This is a genomic window from Vibrio sp. 10N.247.311.51 (genome assembly GCF_041467855.1).
Taxonomy (GTDB): domain Bacteria; phylum Pseudomonadota; class Gammaproteobacteria; order Enterobacterales; family Vibrionaceae; genus Vibrio; species Vibrio coralliirubri.
This window is the reverse complement of record NZ_JBFSVK010000020.1, coordinates 20,755-38,871: the sequence shown is the minus strand read 5'-3', so window position 1 is coordinate 38,871 and position 18,117 is coordinate 20,755. Positions and strand designations below refer to the sequence as shown.

Genomic DNA, 18,117 nt, shown 5'->3' with positions numbered 1-18,117 from the left:
TCAGATTAGTAATTATAAGAATTCTTGCAGTAGCTGGTCCGTTTCAAATAAAGGTAAGCCGACAACGGCGTAATAACTACCTTCGATTCGGGTGACAAAGCGTCCGCCCAAACCTTGGATCCCATAGCTACCGGCTTTATCGCATGGCTCCCCTGTTTGCCAGTATTGTTCTATTTCTTTTTCACTGAGGGGTTTAAACCATACGTCGGTAATAATGATTTCTGTTCTTTGTTTTTCTTCTGAAACCACAGAAACCGCCGTCATCACTTGGTGACGTTCATTCGCTAACTGAGTAAGCATGCGCTTAGAGTCAGCAAAATCAGTCGGCTTCTCAAGCACTTGCCCTTGGCTTACGACGACTGTGTCAGAACCAAGAACGACTATATCAGAGCCATGATCTACAGTATCAGAACTAAGAACGACATGCTGCCTTTCAGAAGGGTTATCTTTCAATAAAGACAACGCAGCTAAAGCTTTATCTAAAGATAGTCGCTTAACATATTCTTCGGCGGTCTCTTGAGCGTGTTTACACTCTTCAACATCGGTTACGAGGACAGAAAACTCATAACCGAGTTGAGATAGTAATTCTTTGCGGCGCGGAGAACCGGATGCCAAAACTAAATGTTTCTTTTCCATCGTCACGCTACCTCACATGCCAATGACGACGCACGCGTCTCATTAATAAAAACATCCAAGGCCAAAGTATACAGTTTATCAATGCGCTCCATAACGATAACGGATTGAAAACAACATCTTGGATCAAATATTCACCAAAGAAGATCAACACCTCAAACAAGACCGTTAACGCGGCAATGATCATCGCTTGCTGCCATAGCGCCATGTTACGAATGACGAGGAAGTTCATCGCAATAATGTACATCACTATTGCCATCATCATGCCTCGAATGCCTAAAGTAGAGCCGATCAAAAGATCCCACAATAAGCCTAGAATCAAAGCACTACCCACATTAACACGATGTGGTAGAGCCAAAACCCAGTAACACGTAACCAGCAGTAACCAAGATGGTCTAAATAAATCTAAGCTACCAGGCCAAGGGATCGTCTGCAGAATCAGTGCTATTAAAAATGAGCAGAAAATTACTACCTTGCTTCTCAAAACGCTATTGGCCATCTTCGCCCTCTAACAATGCTTGTTCTATGCTCGATTGATCCGCTTGCATCTGTTTGTTTTCATCAGGCCATACAAGCAGCAGGTATCTGAGCTTATCGAACTCAACCACAGGCTCTGCTTTAATCACAGCGAATTCACGTTTCGGGTCGTAATCAACGGCAGTAACATAGGCGACTGGATAACCTTCTGGATATACACCACCAAGACCCGATGTCACCAACAGATCTTCTTCTTGTATATCGGTACTGGTTGGAATGTGCTCTAGTTGGATCTCATCAATCATGCCATTGCCCGAAGCAATCACACGGATGTCATTACGAATAACCTGCACAGGGATCGCATTGTTTGCATCAGTGAGTAGTAACACACGACTATTATGAGCAGCAACGAAAGTGACTTGGCCGACAATGCCTTTTTCGTTGATCACCGGTTGACCTTCATACACCCCATCAATCTGACCTTTGTCGATCACGACTTGATGACGATATGGTGAAGTATCTACCGCCATAACTTCTGTGACGACTTTCTTCTCATCACGGATAAACGGCGAGCCTAACAGCTTACGAAGGCGCTTGTTTTCTTCTTGATATTGCTCAAGCAGAATCAGCTCGCTCTTCAGACGCAAGACTTCTCGTTTAATATTATGGTTGGATTCAATTAACCCTTTGCGAGTGCTAAAACGGTCGTAAACACCATCGAACATAGTGCGAGGCAAGTTGGCTGCATATTGAATAGGCGCAACCATGCTGTTTAATAGATAGCGAACATTTGAGAAAGCATCTAAACGACTATCAGCCAGCATAAGGCTGGCTGATAAAATTACAGCAAAAAACAGGCGCAATTGTAGAGAGGGACCTCTACCAAAAATTGGCTTCATTCTATATTTGGTCCTAGAGCTACATTTGATCCTATAGACAAGGTCCTAGGCTCTTTACATAAAACTAGATAAGAAAAGAGCCTAACACTAGATATTATTCTTCGCTGAACAGATCGCCGCCGTGCATGTCGATCATCTCTAGAGCTTTACCGCCACCTAGAGCAACACACGTTAATGGCTCTTCTGCAACAACAACAGGGATACCTGTTTCTTCAGTTAGCAGACGATCAAGGTCTTTAAGCAGTGCACCACCACCTGTTAGTACCATACCGTTTTCTGAGATATCAGAAGCCAGCTCTGGTGGACACTGTTCAAGTGCAACCATCACTGCAGATACGATGCCAGATAGAGGCTCTTGAAGTGCTTCAAGGATTTCGTTTGAGTTTAGGCTAAAGCTACGAGGCACACCTTCAGCAAGGTTACGACCACGCACTTCGATCTCTTCGACTTCATCGCCTGGGTAAGCTGAACCGATTTCGTGTTTGATCTTCTCTGCTGTCGCTTCACCGATCAAGCTGCCGTAGTTACGACGAACGTAGTTGATGATCGCTTCATCAAAACGGTCACCACCGATACGTACAGAAGACGAGTAAACCACACCGTTTAGTGAGATAACCGCAACTTCAGTAGTACCACCACCGATATCAACAACCATTGAACCTGTTGGCTCAGAGACACGTAGGCCAGCACCAATCGCAGCAGCCATTGGCTCATCGATTAGGTAAACCTCACGAGCACCAGCACCTAGCGCTGATTCACGGATAGCACGACGCTCAACTTGCGTTGAACCACAAGGTACACAAACCAAAACACGAGGACTTGGTTTAAGCACACTGTTGTCATGCACTTGTTTGATGAAGTGCTGAAGCATTTTTTCCGTTACGTAAAAGTCGGCAATTACACCGTCTTTCATCGGACGGATCGCTGAAATGTTACCAGGCGTACGACCAAGCATTTGCTTAGCAGCGTGGCCAACAGCAGCGACACTCTTTGCAGAACCCGCACGATCTTGGCGAATAGCTACAACTGAAGGCTCATCAAGAACAATGCCTTGGCCTTTTACATAAATAAGGGTATTGGCTGTACCTAAATCAATCGATAGGTCGTTTGAAAACATGCCACGAAGTTTTTTAAACATATTCTTCGCTCATCCTGCAAGAATTAGAAGACAAAAATTGCACTAAATGTACCAATGCCTTGCTGTTACGGCAAGGCATTGAAGTACAAACATGGACTGAAACCCGCAATTTCTTACAGATTCCTAACTTAAGGGGCAAAAATTATATTATTACTGACCTGTTAAGCCACTTTCACCCCGGTAGATCACACGATCGTTACCGCGGTAGATACCAAATGTGATGACGGTGGATGGATCTTGCTCTCCATTTTCCTCATCCGAAATCTTATCGCTATCCCAATCGTATCTGAGCCATGGAGTATCATCCATACTTTGCCACAACTGCACTTGCTCACGGACATTTACACCTTCACCTTGAGAAGCCGTCAGGCTACGAGACTCTCCGCCAGAAACGGGACCACCATCAGCGAGTGTTGCTGTAGTTGTCGGGCTATCATTTTCAGACCAAATAACATCGCTAGCACTCGTAGAAGCTGCGACGTTTGTAGCATTATCATCTTTATTAAGAACAAAGCGGCTGCCATTCCAATACTCCGCTCTTAGAGGAATAGTAATTGTTGCTCCTGAATTGCCACCAACATCGTCTAAGTCCATTCGACCAAAGCGAATATCAGGCTGCACAGTTAGGCGTTGAGGATCTCTACTCCCTCCTTCATTCAGATACGCAACCGGGTCATCATCTGCAGAGCCAGTATGAGTAATTGATATATCAGTCACAGCCCCTGTTGCGCCATTATAAGGGCCATCTTCATAATTATCAGCGGTTAGTAACTTTTCGAGGCATAGTTCCGCATCACAATCGTTTGTTGAGTTACTTCCAACTACGGTAAAAGTACCGATGCTTCGAACACCTGAAAGAGCCCACTGTTTATTAGGTACTGGAGAGTTAAAACGATTTCCAAAACTTGCTTCAAACAATGAAAAACCAGCTGTTAAATCAACCGAAGTGGAGTCAAATGAAGCATAGTTTTTAAGCGCCCCACCTAGAGCATTTAGCGCCTCGACTTCAAATTCGACACCATCGAATGGTTGATTCATATAAGCAAAACTTTGCTCACTGACTCCACCACCCGGATAATCCCAAATCGGAGTACCTATCGTGGTGAAATATTTTGGATAAAAGCGACCTACTATCTCCGTATCTTCATTTAGAACCATAGTCAGATACGTAGCACTTGTCTTAAATTGCACAGAGCCGACTTCATCCCATAAATAATTTGAAATCACAAGTTCGGAAGAGTTATCAAACGGCCCTACCACCGCTGGTGTTATATTTAAATTGTCATCAACAATGTTGGGATAAACCAATTTAAAAGACACATTGATAGGACCGGAATCTAGTGCATAGTTAGTAGTTACATCTAAATTACACTCGTCTCCACTACCAAATACAATTGGTCGATACTTGATAGAGAAGTTCTCACCCGAAGCCATGAACCCGGGACTTCCAGTCGTCGTTGCTGGATTTGAATTTGTTGTTACAGACGCCTCTTTTATATCACAAATCGCAATTTTCCACGGACGAACAAAAACGTTAACGACACCCTCTAGTGAGTCTAAATCCCCACCTTCATTATCTTCACAATCATAGTCAGTAGGACATTCAAAGTCGGGGTCCGATAACGTAAAACTAACAGAACCAGACTCATCATAATTGAGTTTTCCATTTGGACTCGCTTGTGCATCTGTAAAATCAAATGTTGTTGATGAGTTGCTCCAGGTAGTTCCGCCATCACCAGAAACTAGCAGCCCTCCATCTTGAGCCCCCTCACTAAGCGATGGCTTTAGCAATGTAAACTGAGAAATATCTAGATTTTTAATGCCGCTGTAGCCGGAAACAGGTGTCACTGAGTCATTTTTACATGCAAGGACTTTAAGAGTGAATTCAGCATCCTCACCCGCAATGGCATACACATCGCTCGCTTCAAATTTGTATAGCGATACTAAAAAGTCGCCAGAGTCACTTTGATTGGAGTCTGACGCCAATTCAGCCTCAATTTTATAAGTCCCAATTGAGTCAGCATCCAAACCGAGCGTTAATATCCCTGATGAATTTGTCGAATAAGAGTTGCCACCGTTATGGCGTCCCTCAATAACACTATCAACGGTTATGCCGGTAGGTGTCGTAATATAAACTTCAACTTGCTCAGTGGCTGGATTCCCTTGAGAATCAGTTACGGTGACTGTCACTTGTGGAGTTTCACACAATAAAGAGAAGTCTTTATTTGGGCTTAAATCCAATTGATAACTAGCGGGGGGGCTGTAACAACTATTCTGTCCTAAGATCACGGTATTGGCATCATGTATGGTTAAGCTATTGGTTATAACTGAACCTCCGATCGTTCCACCATTATTAAACTGGATCGAATCAAATAAAATATGCGCATTAACTATTGCACCTGATGCGATGTTGAATGTGGCATCAGCCTCAGGGCCATAGAAAATCAAATCATCACTAACGTGATCATTGTTCACGTCTGCCGGGCTATTAAAGATTAATGAATCTTTTATTAATATCGCCGACTTAGAACTCACCTTAATCGTATTATTCGTACTATTAAACTTTAGTGTCTTGAAATAATGATAGGTATTTGCTCCAACCGCCAAAGTAACATTTGAACTATTAGATGTAAGATTTCCGATATACACTTTTTTATTCGCTGGGAATCGGTATTCAACTGGGTAATCAGAACCACCATACGCTAAAGTTAGTGAATTAAGATCCACGTTTATATTGATCACGCCATCGCCTTGCCCTGCTGGGTGGCATGTATCCCCTACTAAAGCAGCCTCACAACTTCCGGTCTGATCAATTTCATCAGGTCTTGAGTTGCTGAATACTACATCACCATTTAACTCTGGAAAGTTAATTGAGGGGAGTTTACTTGCGTCAACCTTTTCCCCCCCAGTAACACAAGTACCAGTCTGACATGTGTACTGGTAATTAGAATAATCAGTTAATCGGTCAAACCCCATCCTGATATCTTGGCAATTACTTTCGCTTGGAGAGCAAGATTCACCACTCCATCCGCCGATGAAATACTTCAAAGGCTCACCATTAGGAAAGTTGGGGGCATTATTGAATGTTACCTGAGAATTATTCTTCCAAGAACTCGCTGGAGCAGGAAATATTTCACAAATATCAATTGAAATATCGTCAATTTCAAAAGCAAAGTAACCAACCTCTTCAGGTATATGCGTGCGGTCTCTAAAGTCTTCATCGACAACAAAACTAACCTGATCGTTATTGATATTACATCGACGCAACCAGCCTCCGTGTCCACCAGCCCGCTCTTGTTTATTGGCGATGATTCCATCAACATTCGTTAGAGAGGTGGTAGCATACTTATCCTCACAGCCATCCAACATTGGGTCATCACCGTTTTGACTGGGTGTATCATACCCTCTTGAAAATTGAACCTTGTAACCATCGACTGCAAGATTGGAGTTGGTTGGTAATGTTGCTAAAAAAGCTATTTTTTCATCTTCATAATCGAGATTACTGTTGTGAGAAGCACTAAGCTCTAAAAATAGATCGACATAAGATCGCTCATTAGTTCTTTTTACCTTTCCTGATGTCATCCATTTCGTACTGTTATTCCGAGTTTGGATTTGATGTAACACGACTGGGTTTGAAGAAAATGTACCTCCACCAAAATCACTGTAGAGAACTCTATCATTATCGTTTGAACCAAACTTTGCACTTGCTTCATCTGTCTCTATGTAACCCGCAATTACTTGATGTCCATTAAAATCAGCAACACCGGGTTCAATGGCAAGGTAACTTACCTCTGTCATTGGTTGACTATTTAAATCAGGACCCCAACCGTTTTTAGGCGCTTTTACCTGCTCGATAGTGGCTTCCGTTTTAGTTACATTAGTAACCATTAACGATGCTGGGGCATCTAAGTCAGGATTATTAGAAGCAATAGTAGGCATCACGAACACAAGTGGTGTATTCGTGAAGGGTTTATTTAGAGGAATCTTACATTCTGAGCCTGCACATTGCGCGATTCCAAACTGGTACTGCGCTTGCGAAACATAACTTGGTGGTGGTTGAGTTATATCATCATCGCACTGAATCTCACTAGCTCCATCTCCCGATACAGCAATCGCTGCAGAAAGCCCTGAAAGGTCAGCAAATTGAGGCGAGCCAACTTGTCGCCAAGAGCTTCCTTCCCATAAATTATAAGTTAGCCATCCAGACTTATTCGAGCTACTTTCATATTCAAGCCAAACTTCATAAAACTCACCATTTAATGTTTCATTATCATCAATGACAGGGTTTCGAACGCCACTATCATTGCTCCAAATTGGCGTAGGGCTACCGCCATTTCTTTTCGTCGCATAGATAGTATCTCCCCCCGATGCAGGGGATAATTTAAACCATACGGAAAAATCATCTCCAGCATGAAGTGAGCTACATTGAGACGAAGAAAAATCTGCGAAAGCAGGAAAAGAAAAAAATAGCAGCGCAAATGTTATACTAAGATGCTTCATTCAGCCTCCTTCACCCAAAGTTCTTGATTACGTTGCACTTGGCTCACACCAGAACCGCAAATTACCGAAGACTCTAGAACATAGAAAACAAAGCCATCAAGCTCTCCTCGATTGGAACACTGCACTCGCTCAAGAGAGCAATTCACCGAAGCCGTATCAACCATAGAGCTTGCTACCGTAAAAATCCCACCTCCGGGTTGGAGATCATTGCTTCTACAAACACTAGCAACAGCAGAAGAAGCCTGAGGATCAGGATCCGGATAAAACTGAGTCATAACATATTCATTAACAGAGTGACTGAGCAACCAAGCTTGTGTGCCAAGTACAACTCGAGTGTTTGAATCATTATCAGACCAACTCGTTCGACTCAAACTTGTCGCTAAGAAACCAAGCACCACGATAACAAAGATGACAATGACTAACGCACTACCTTTTTGGGTTGATTTACGGGACATTAATCACCTGTATATCTTGTTCAAACACTGTGGACTCATTATTTTCTGCAAACTCGAGAATCAACTCAACAACACCGTTACTCTGAACATCCGCAGGTTGATAACTCAGAGTGCTATTCTCACTCATAACTCGATCGCTTATTGTGACACCATTACGAGTTAGTAAATTACTATTCGCAAGGCAATACTCCACAAGGTTATTTGAGTCAAAAATGTAGTGCCTTTTACCTACAGATTCACTGACAAGAGTGTTAGCTCCATTTGGAATAGAAAAGTATGCAGCAGATACGCTCGGAGGAACCACACTATCAAGAGGGTATACATTATTTAGGTTGTTGATATCCGTATGTGGTCTAGTCGGATTTATAACCAATGACATAGATTGTAATGAACTACTTGTCGCTCCAGTATCACTAACTAGAAAGTTAATGTCTGCCCCCGAGGTAGCGTAAAAACCTGAATCAACAATTGGATAAAATGATACGCAACCGCTACTTACAGAAGCAGGAAACAGATTAGGTACAGCATGCCTCACTTCACGCGAAAGCTTTTCCAGTACAAACCTAGCTTCGGTTTGTAGCCGAAAGCGCTCTACAGAGCCAAAATAGCCTCTCATACCGAGTTCAGTAAAATTTGCGACACCAAGCAAAACGATACTTGAGATGACAATAGCTAAAATCATCTCTATAAGAGTAAACCCTTTCCCTTTCATTAATACTCCCCTTTATAAGCGACTAAAGTGATAGGAGGATTATTGCTTGCGGTAATTGTTAAGGTAAATTTCTGCATAGATGTAGTTGGCGTATCGTTAGTAACGACCAAATCCACATCAAAATTAGTGTAAGTGCTGCCGAGTTCAATTGGAGTGCCGGAGCTCACCGAGCCGTAATCTCGAGCTAAAAGATCGGTCATAATACTTTGACCTAATGCTGAAGCTCGGTTGGAATAATTCACTTGCCCTGAAAGCGCGGATTGTGGTGCAAGAAAAGTAGAAAATGCGAGCATTGCAAAACCAAGTAGTACAATAACAATGATCGACTCGATAAGCGTAAAGCCACTATTTACGTACTTCATGGGCATACCTGATTACTTGGATAAACAAAACCTTGAGAATTGATACAAACCCAAGCTCTGTCAGAACTATTATTAGATGAGATAGTAATTTGAACACCAGATGAGGCAGTATTTTCAGGGTTACCTAAAAGGTTGAATTCGATTGGAGAAGAGTAGCTAGAGGTAGGTACAGACGAGAAACTATAATCATCACTAGCAATAACATCACTTCTTGTTTCAGATGTGTTGTCACAAGCAGATTGCGAACCGATACAATTATTCGCAGCCACTAAACGTAAGTTTTCAGCACCTGACACAGACATATCCATATTAGATTGCATTCTATTGAGCTGAATTTGCCGGATGACAGAAGATGTCTGTTCTTGAAGGGCATACAATTCATAAACTTGACGACCACCAAATCGGCTAATAGCTGTAGCTGAAATAATAGCAAGTAAAAGAATCACCACAATCAATTCAACTAAAGTGAAACCTTTGTTTGGCTTTATGTCCATATACACCCTAAGTAGCTCAATCGCAGCTCTACATTACAAGATAGAATAAAAACAATGAATATATCTATTGTGAATATTAGAGATTTATTAGTTTATTCCTAGAATAAAAAAGGCCAGCAAAGCTGGCCTCAATTCGCAACAAGAGCTTTAGTTGCTTGAGTTACAACCATCACCAACAGTAACAAATGTTGTTGCTGCTGTATCTGCGGTTGTACCAGTTGCTTGGTTATAAGTTACCACACACGTTACATCTGTAGCATTAAACCCAAAACTAATACTATCTGCTGATGCACCTGAAACCGTACCAGTAACTTGTGTCCAGTCTGTACCCAAGCCAGTTACAGCAGCAACAATACCTGCAGACGTTGCTGTTGGGTAGCCAAATGCGGTAGCAATGCCTTCAACAGCCTCCCCTGATGATACAGACTCTTCGCCTTCAATAGCTGACTTACCGTAAACAATGCCTGCTGCGCCATCAACCGCACCTTTCAAACCTTGAAGTGATGCATTTCGAGCATCATCTTGCAGGTTTAGGAAGCGTGGTGCCGCAGTTACAGCAAGAATACCTAGAATAACAATTACAACCACTAGTTCGATTAGGGTGAAACCGCCTTGTCTTTTCATAGTTAAGCTCTCTCTATGTTTAATTTTACGCAGACTTACTGCAAAGTTACGGTCACACGACCAGTTTTAATTTCGTAAACAAATTCATGCTCTGTACTACCTTCCAATTGAACGTAAGTACAGGTTGCATCACCTGAATTCGCTTGCGCTGAATATTTGTAATTTGAGTCATTAGCGACATCTGAAACCGCACCTACTTTAGGTGGATTTTGCAGCAAGTTTTCCATCAACTCAGAACATGTTTCATCTGAAATATCTTGTGGCGCAGTACCAGAATTATTGTTCAGAGTCCACGGATAGCCATCACGAAAGTCGGTCTCGACGTTGTTACTGCTCTTTGATCTCGTTAACCAAAAATCAACACCATCATAATTTACAGTATTGTATGTTTCAACACCTATCTTCTCTGATGGCCTAGCTTCTGCTTCCCACTGGGCTCTTGCCGACAGTACTGCTGTCGCAAAGCCGCCAGCAACGCCTTCAATGCTTGATTTCTTGGCTTCATCTGTCACATCTAAGAAGCGAGGTAGAGCGGCTACCGCCAATAAACCAACGACTACGATCACTATGACTAATTCGACAAGGGAGAAACCCTTTTGATTCTTAAGCATTTTCTACCTACTCATCTAATTATTAACGCGCATTATACATTCGCACTCGTATAAAACCATAAAAAAACTGTCAATATTTTCACAAAGCCAAAATATTGGCTTTCACACTAAACCTTTCGCTTTCAAGTAATACATCTATCTGATATTTATCAGGATAATGATAACTACAGTGAAAGTGTATGTTATCACTTTTATCTTCAACACTTGGAGAGCTTAGCCCTAAAATGCTCCCTTGAGGATATAATTGATCCAGCCAATAGTTACAGTCTCGCTCCGTACCTTGAATAGGCATTATCCATCCAGTTCTGCTATAGACCTTTGAGGGTTCCGAGCCTTCTTCTTGCCCAACACCCGATAACAAATACTGCTGTTTGAACAAATTGGCTTGTTCAAGAATCCGCTTGCTCGCGACGATAAATGCCGTGTTAGTCGCTTCTTCTTCTACCGTTTTGAATGCCGAAAGCACACCGACAGTAAGAAAAAGAATAACCACAGTCCAAATAACAAAACGTGAGCGTTGTAGGTTATTTAGCATTCCCTAGCCTTTGATTGCATCCAACATTCCCCACATCGGCAAGAAGATACCTAGCGCCAAAATCAGCACCATGCCCGCAACGATGGTTAACAAAATGGGTTCAATTCTGGCGGTTAAGGTTTTCAGATCGTAATCGACTTCGCGGTCATAAAAATCAGCCACTTCAAGTAATAGCTCATCAATACGACCCGTCTCTTCACCGACGGAGATCATTTGTATCACGAGCGGTGTGAAAATTTCGCTGTTAATCGCGGTCGATGAAACCGTACTACCGGCTTCAATGGCCGACTTCATCGCTTGAACTCGCAACTCTAGAAAACGGTTATCTAAGGCTTCCGCCGATAACGCTAGCGACTGGTTCAGTGGAACACCGGCTTTTAGCATCAAAGCAAAAGTACGCGAGAAGCGTGACAACAGTGCTCGATTCACCACTCCGCCAATGACCGGCATTTTTAAGCGTAATCGATCCCACTTCTCGAGCCCTTTGTCTGTCTTAACCCACGCTTTAAAAGCAAAGATAAGACCAAAGATCACGCCAAGCATTAAGCCCCAGTAATTCACAAAGAACTCAGACATACCAATCAAGATACGAGTTGGCAGCGGCAAATCGACACCAAAGCGCGCAAACATGCTTGAGAACTGTGGAATCACCTTGATGTTAAGAATGAACATTGCGATCAAGATAAAACTGATCACGAATGTTGGGTAACGCATCGCAGTCTTAATTCGTTTGCGAGTCTCAACTTCCTGTTCGTAGTATCCAGCTAATTGCAACAATGCCTGATCTAGACGACCGGTATTTTCACCAACACCAATCATCGAGACGAACAACGGACTAAATACCTTTGGGTGCATCTGCATCGATGCTGCTAAGCCACGACCATTAGTAAGCTCTGCAACCACTTCTTCTAAGGCGGCTTTCAACTGCTTATTTTCACAGTTTTGAGTTAGGCCTTTCATCGACCGTAATAGCGGTACACCGGCTTTGGTTAGGCTGTATAACTGTCGACAAAACAGAACCAAGACTTCAAGCGGAACATTCGGCGAGAACAGACTCGATACATCCATATCTAAGACTGAACCACCACTTTTACCCAATTTGATAGAGGTTGGAATGATCCCTTTACTCATCAAGCTTTCAGCAGCAAGATCTTCGTTATTCGCGTCTAATTGCCCACTTACTTGGCTACCATCAGAGCTGCGACCTACATAACGATACGTTGGCATATCATTCTACCCCTACAGATAAATTGGGTCAGTGGCACCAGACGCATCGCCTTCACCAAGATGCATTATCTCATCAAGACTCACGACACCTTGCAGAGCCAGCTCCATAGCAGAAGCCAGTAACGGTTTGTAGTTTTCAGACTGTCTCGCCGTTTGAGCAAAACCTACCGCGTCATTCGCTCTCAGTGCATCCATCATGTTTTGCTCTAGTTCCAACATTTCAAATACACCAATTCGCCCGCGGTAACCGGTTAAGTTACAGTTCTGGCAACCACGCCCTTTCATAAACGGCACACCCACTTGGTTAGGGAAACGGACGCTCAGCCACTGCTTGCGAGGTTCATCTAACTCATCCTCAACCTTACAATCGGTACACACTTTACGAACTAATCGTTGTGCGACTACTGCTCGAACCGCACTCGCCACCAAGTAACCAGGAGCACCCATATCCATCATACGCAACGCACTGTCTACCGCATCATTGGTATGCAGCGTACTTAATACTAAGTGACCGGTCAGTGCAGCTCTCAAGCCAATCTCAACGGTTTCGTGGTCACGCATCTCACCAATAAGAATGATATCGGGATCCTGACGTAGGAAGGTTCTCAATATAGTCGAGAAATCGAGGTTGATCTTAGGGTTTACCTGAACTTGGTTCACACGAGGAAGGCGGTATTCCACCGGGTCTTCCGCGGTAATGATCTTTTTACCCGGTTCGTTTAATTCACTTAACGCGCCGTATAAGGTTGTGGTTTTACCAGAACCGGTTGGGCCGGTTACCAAAATCATGCCATGTGGGCGGCGCAGTTGTTGACGCAAACGAACCAACAGATCACTCGGTATACCCGACTCTTCTAGTTTACGTAGGCCTGCTGATTGGTTAAGAAGACGCATAACCACTGATTCACCGTGCTGTACTGGCATGGTCGACATACGAATATCAACCGACTGACCTTTAGCTCGGATATTAAAGCGACCATCTTGAGGAAGACGTTTCTCTGAGATATCGAGGTTTGCCATCAGCTTCAAGCGCAGTACAAGTGCCGAAGCAATATTCACCTCATTCAGCAATGTTTCATGCAGCACACCATCAATACGCTGACGAAGACGCAATACGTTTGAATCTGGCTCGATATGAATATCCGAAGCACCAACTTGAATAGCATCTTCAAATAGCGAGTTGATCAGCTTAACGACGGTAACTTCATCACTGTCTTCTTCAGCGATATCGAAATCAAAGGCATCATTAACTTGGTGTTCAGCGTGAAGTTGCTCAGCAAACGAGGCAATCTCTTTGGTTCTTCGATAATAGCGATCGAAGCCATCAACCAATTGCCTCTCTTGAGCAACAACGAATTCCAACGCGTAATCGCCGAGCTGACCAAGCAAAGACTCTTGGGCAAACAGATCGGCTGGGTCACTCATTGCAACACGCAAAGTGTCACCTTGGCGTCCAATAACCAATGCACGAAGGCGACGAGCATGTACTTCTGGTAAAAGCTGTACCGCTTCAACATCGACAACGGCTCGGCTTAAATCAATCAGAGGAATCGCTAACTGCTGCGACAAAAAGCTCAGCATTTGTTGTTCTGACAAGAAGCCAAGCTCAATTAACGCATCACCGAGCTTACGCCCAGTACTTTTCTGAGCGGCCAGTGCTTGTTCAACTTGAGCCTCAGTGATAATGCCTTCTTCGACAAGCAAATCACCAAGTCTTTTTCTTAATCTAATTTGCATCGCCGCTCTCCTCTAAAGCATTGAGTATTTTTAACCGGTCACGCACAAAGCTTTGTGATTGAGATGAGATACCGACTCGGGTTAAGGCACCTTGGTATGACGCTTTAGCTGATTTAAAATCGAGCTGGCGTTCTTGCTGAATCGCTAAGCCTAACCACCAGCGAGCATTATCTGAATCGACCTCAACCAACTTTTGGTAACTTTCCAATGCCACTTCTTCTTGCTGAGATTTTTGACTCAACGCCGCACGCATCGCCAAGTAATTTTGGGTAGGGTTCGGGGGCAAATGTATTAACGGACTTAAAGCCGCTTCTGATTGATTCGCTTTAACCAGCAGTTTTGATAACCCTAATCGCAGTTTTTCACTGTTGATGTTGAGCTTGATACCAGACTGATAAAGCTCATAGGCTTTGCGAGTATCGCCTTTACCAAAATAGAGAATCGCAAGTTTCTGGCGAACATCTTCATTTCGTGGCGTGTAGCGTAGAGCTTCAGTGTAGCCCTTCAACGCACCAGTAAGATCGTTTGCATCAAGCGCTTTCTGAGCTCGACCTTGTGCATTCACAGATAGCTGTTCCGGAGTTAGCTCAACCTGCTCGATCAACATCCCGCTATTTTCTGAACCACCAGAGGCTATAGGCTCATTAGAGGTAGACGCAGGATCTTTTTTGGCCACACTAGCAACGTAAACCGGTTGGGGGATGTCAGTATTAGTCGCTTTAGGCGCGCTTAGAGGTTTAGCTGGTGTTTGTTGTTTTGTCGCTTTTGGGGCAGACGCAACAACCGAGTCAGATACAACTGGCTTAGCTTTAGCGCTTTTTACCATTGTAGTGTTTTCTGTTGAAAGGCTTGCTGAGTCTAGCGTCACCAATTTCTTAGTTGGCGATGAGATAGGTTGAGCAACTTCCTGAATACCATTTGAATCATCAACGACAGAGACTTGAACCTGTAGGTCTCGAGTTGAGATTGACTGATCAACAATAGACTGCTCAATCACAGGGCCTTGCGATATCGCCCAGCCGCCCATCGCTAAGCTCAAAGTAAAACCCGCAACAACCCAAACTAGGGGGGAACGCGTTTTTACTTTAGGTACGACTGCCGCTTCAATCGAAGTCGCTGATTTTTTCTTTGCCAATTCAGACAAGGCGTTGTTAATGACGCTCATAATTAATTCCAACCCCACAGTATTGGCGTTTTAAATTTAGGCTTACACACATCGTACGTTTCATGCATAGCTGAAAACAGATGTTGGTTGTCGATACTTTTCTTATCTTCACTGAACGAAAGCAATAGAGCCTTATGGCAAAGTTGGTTTATCAATCTAGGGATACCTAACGACGAACGACAGATCGCCTTTTTTTGATTCAAGCTGAATAACTCAGGACTGCCACCCGATTTAGCGATTCGATTATCAATATACGCCACCGTTTCATCGAGAGTCAGCGGTCTCAGTGTCGAACTAAATGTGATTCTTTGGCGAAACTGCCTTAGGTGGTAAGCCTCTAATCGAGCATCCAATTCTGGCTGACCTAATAAGACAATCTGCAGCAGTTTTTTATCTTCCGTTTCAAGGTTACCAAACAACCTTAATGTTTCGAGCGCTTCGTCCGATAGAGCCTGAGCTTCATCAAGAATAGCCACCACTCTTAAACCTGAATTGTGCAATTCAATAAGCTTGTGCTGAATGTTATCAACCAAGGTTGCTTCATTATCGACAGCTAAACCAAGCTCTGTAGCAACCGCCTGGCGCAAGTCTGCCCCTGATAACACAGGGTTTGGTAAGTAGATCAGAGCTGTACAGTCATGTAGGTGATTGACCAACATCCGGCAAACCATGGTTTTTCCAGTGCCTACCTCTCCGGTCACCTTAATCACGCCCTCGCCCATTTCCAACGCCGAGATTACCGTCTGAATCGCTTCGAAATGAGGCGCTAAACCATAAAAGAAATCGGTATTCGGCGTTAAGGTAAATGGCAGTTGTTCAAAACCAAAGTGAGCTTGATACATACGACGACCTAGCTTAGTGAGACACTGCCACTCTATATTGAGAAAGTAAGCAATTACTCTTCATCAGGGAACCACTGTTGAAGAAGGTCACGTGAACGCTCCAACTCAGACTGCCAAGTATTGACGCCTACAATGGTCGGTTTCAATAAAATCACAAGCTCAGTTTTTTGCGTTAATTGGCTGGTATTACGGAACAAATGACCAAGTGCTGGGATATCACCAAGGAATGGAACTTTAGAGGTCACATCACTGGTGTTGGATTTCATCAAACCACCAATCACCACCACATCGCCATCTTTGGCACGAATCACTGAGTCAGACTCACGAATAGAGCTTTTCGCCAAAGGAAGTTGCACTAAGCCCGTCGTAGAACCTAGGTTGAGCTCCTTCACTTCTTCCTCTACTTCGATAACCGCTGGGTGAACATGTAAGAACACGCTACCTTTATCATCTATCTGAGGGGTCACATCTAAAGAGATACCAGAAAAGAATGGAGTTAATTCAACCTCAGGTGCGACATTCGCGTCATCACCACTACCGACCGAACTTGATAAATCTGTTACGTAGTATTCGTCAGTACCCACTTTGATAACCGCTTTCTGGTTATTTGCCGCTGTGACTCGTGGGCTTGATAGAACGTTCAAGTCACCTTGAGTATCCATAAAGCTCAATACCGCTTCGAAACTGCCATCTGAGATCGTTACATTGGTTTGTCCGCCTAACAAAGAGCTGATCGCATCTAATGGAGGTAAAGTACTTGCAGGACGGTCGATAACCACACCACCACTGCCAATAGATTTAGATAAATTAGACCAGCTAATACCTTGTTGGTAACCATCACTCAAGGTTACTTCCATGATTTTGGCTTCTAGGATCACTTGACGCTGCAAGCGTTTTTGAGAAATACCTAAGAACTCTCGAACCTCACGAATTTCATCAGGGTAAGCACGCACGGTAATCACACTCGCTTGCGGGGTCACGACAACGCTTTGCCCATCCCCCGAACCAATTAAGTGAGCAACCGCCGCTTCAAGCTGCGGCCAAAAATCACTTTCAGAGGTCGTTTCAATCTCTGTGCCACCATTCGATGTCGAGTTTGATGAATTAGAAGAGTTAGATGAATTTGACGAGTTTGAGTTCGAATTCGAGTTTGAAGAGCTCGATGAATTCGAATCTGAGTTAGAGATCGTGCCTGTGGTGATCGTCGTTAGTGAGCGACCAGAACGCTTAACTTGTAAGTAATCGACAGGGATCGTTACAGTGCGAAGACCGGCAGGGTAAACTTGAATCACTTTGCCACGCTTTTCAATATCGTAGCCATACATATCTTGAGCAACAGCCAGTACCTCATCTAACGTCACGTCCGTTAGATTAAGCGTAAGGTTTCCAGACACACTTGGGTGAATAGCCGCACTATACTCCGTACCTTTCACTAGGCTTGCAAAAAAGGTTCTCGCTTCAACGCCTTTTGCCTGAATACGGAAACGCTTAACCGTTTCCATACCCGGAGACATAGAGTCAGAATTAAGCTGAGGCATAAGGTCATCTTGAACCGACGAAGGCAGCTCATGAAGCGCTCTGCTATTGGCTTCATTAATTGATTCGTTTAAAGACTCTTTAATCTCAACAGGATCTCTATGCCCCATCGAACAGCCGACTAAAGATGACACTAGGATTGCTACTACAAGTTTACGCATGTCTTCACT

17 protein-coding genes are annotated in these 18,117 nt (G+C 43.6%); all 17 read right to left on the bottom strand.

The features are described from left to right. Positions 1-12 precede the first annotated feature (12 nt). Complete coding sequence (locus AB6E85_RS17190; RefSeq protein WP_048614844.1) at positions 13-636, bottom strand: nucleoside triphosphate pyrophosphatase; 624 nt, start codon at positions 634-636, stop codon at positions 13-15. Between the two features lie 7 nt (positions 637-643). Continuing rightward, positions 644-1,132, bottom strand: a complete 489-nt coding sequence (mreD, locus tag AB6E85_RS17185) for a rod shape-determining protein MreD (RefSeq protein ID WP_017061361.1) — start codon at positions 1,130-1,132, stop codon at positions 644-646. Continuing rightward, complete coding sequence (gene mreC / locus AB6E85_RS17180; protein WP_004735927.1) at positions 1,122-2,009, bottom strand: rod shape-determining protein MreC; 888 nt, start codon at positions 2,007-2,009, stop codon at positions 1,122-1,124. The genes mreD and mreC overlap by 11 nt, the downstream gene beginning before the upstream one ends. A 94-nt stretch (positions 2,010-2,103) precedes the next feature. After that, entirely contained in the window at positions 2,104-3,147 is a 1,044-nt protein-coding gene (locus tag AB6E85_RS17175) for a rod shape-determining protein (protein WP_017062957.1), read from the bottom strand. Between the two features lie 150 nt (positions 3,148-3,297). Then, on the bottom strand, positions 3,298-7,647 hold the full coding sequence (locus tag AB6E85_RS17170) for a DUF6701 domain-containing protein (RefSeq protein ID WP_372143338.1): 4,350 nt from the start codon (positions 7,645-7,647) through the stop codon (positions 3,298-3,300). Continuing rightward, entirely contained in the window at positions 7,644-8,102 is a 459-nt protein-coding gene (locus tag AB6E85_RS17165) for a hypothetical protein (protein WP_059021596.1), read from the bottom strand. Before AB6E85_RS17165 ends, AB6E85_RS17170 begins: the two co-directional genes overlap by 4 nt. Then, positions 8,092-8,814, bottom strand: a complete 723-nt coding sequence (locus AB6E85_RS17160) for a PilW family protein (protein WP_017062960.1) — start codon at positions 8,812-8,814, stop codon at positions 8,092-8,094. The genes AB6E85_RS17165 and AB6E85_RS17160 overlap by 11 nt, the downstream gene beginning before the upstream one ends. Further along, positions 8,814-9,176 (bottom strand): prepilin-type N-terminal cleavage/methylation domain-containing protein, encoded by a 363-nt coding sequence (locus tag AB6E85_RS17155; RefSeq protein WP_017062961.1) that lies wholly within the window; start codon positions 9,174-9,176, stop codon positions 8,814-8,816. The genes AB6E85_RS17160 and AB6E85_RS17155 overlap by 1 nt, the downstream gene beginning before the upstream one ends. After that, positions 9,173-9,670, bottom strand: coding sequence for a Tfp pilus assembly protein FimT/FimU (locus tag AB6E85_RS17150; protein WP_372143337.1), 498 nt, complete (start codon positions 9,668-9,670; stop codon positions 9,173-9,175). The genes AB6E85_RS17155 and AB6E85_RS17150 overlap by 4 nt, the downstream gene beginning before the upstream one ends. Before the next feature lie 147 nt (positions 9,671-9,817). Next, entirely contained in the window at positions 9,818-10,294 is a 477-nt protein-coding gene (locus AB6E85_RS17145) for a prepilin-type N-terminal cleavage/methylation domain-containing protein (protein ID WP_059021602.1), read from the bottom strand. A 35-nt stretch (positions 10,295-10,329) separates the two neighbouring features. Continuing rightward, positions 10,330-10,905, bottom strand: a complete 576-nt coding sequence (locus AB6E85_RS17140) for a prepilin-type N-terminal cleavage/methylation domain-containing protein (RefSeq protein WP_372143336.1) — start codon at positions 10,903-10,905, stop codon at positions 10,330-10,332. 79 nt (positions 10,906-10,984) lie between these two features. Beyond that, positions 10,985-11,440 (bottom strand): MSHA biogenesis protein MshF, encoded by a 456-nt coding sequence (locus AB6E85_RS17135; protein ID WP_372143335.1) that lies wholly within the window; start codon positions 11,438-11,440, stop codon positions 10,985-10,987. Positions 11,441-11,443: 3 nt separating this feature from the next. Then, complete coding sequence (locus tag AB6E85_RS17130; protein ID WP_048609623.1) at positions 11,444-12,667, bottom strand: type II secretion system F family protein; 1,224 nt, start codon at positions 12,665-12,667, stop codon at positions 11,444-11,446. Between the two features lie 12 nt (positions 12,668-12,679). Next, complete coding sequence (locus AB6E85_RS17125) at positions 12,680-14,404, bottom strand: GspE/PulE family protein (RefSeq protein ID WP_048614829.1); 1,725 nt, start codon at positions 14,402-14,404, stop codon at positions 12,680-12,682. Continuing rightward, positions 14,394-15,569, bottom strand: a complete 1,176-nt coding sequence (locus AB6E85_RS17120; protein ID WP_372143334.1) for a tetratricopeptide repeat protein — start codon at positions 15,567-15,569, stop codon at positions 14,394-14,396. The genes AB6E85_RS17125 and AB6E85_RS17120 overlap by 11 nt, the downstream gene beginning before the upstream one ends. 2 nt (positions 15,570-15,571) lie before the next feature. Then, positions 15,572-16,411 carry an ExeA family protein gene (locus AB6E85_RS17115; RefSeq protein WP_050622248.1) on the bottom strand — a complete coding sequence of 280 codons (840 nt, stop codon included), beginning with the start codon at positions 16,409-16,411 and terminating at the stop codon, positions 15,572-15,574. A gap of 53 nt (positions 16,412-16,464) precedes the next feature. Beyond that, a complete protein-coding gene (mshL, locus tag AB6E85_RS17110) occupies positions 16,465-18,108 on the bottom strand; it encodes a pilus (MSHA type) biogenesis protein MshL (RefSeq protein ID WP_048614823.1) in 1,644 nt (547 codons plus the stop codon). Positions 18,109-18,117 lie beyond the last annotated feature (9 nt).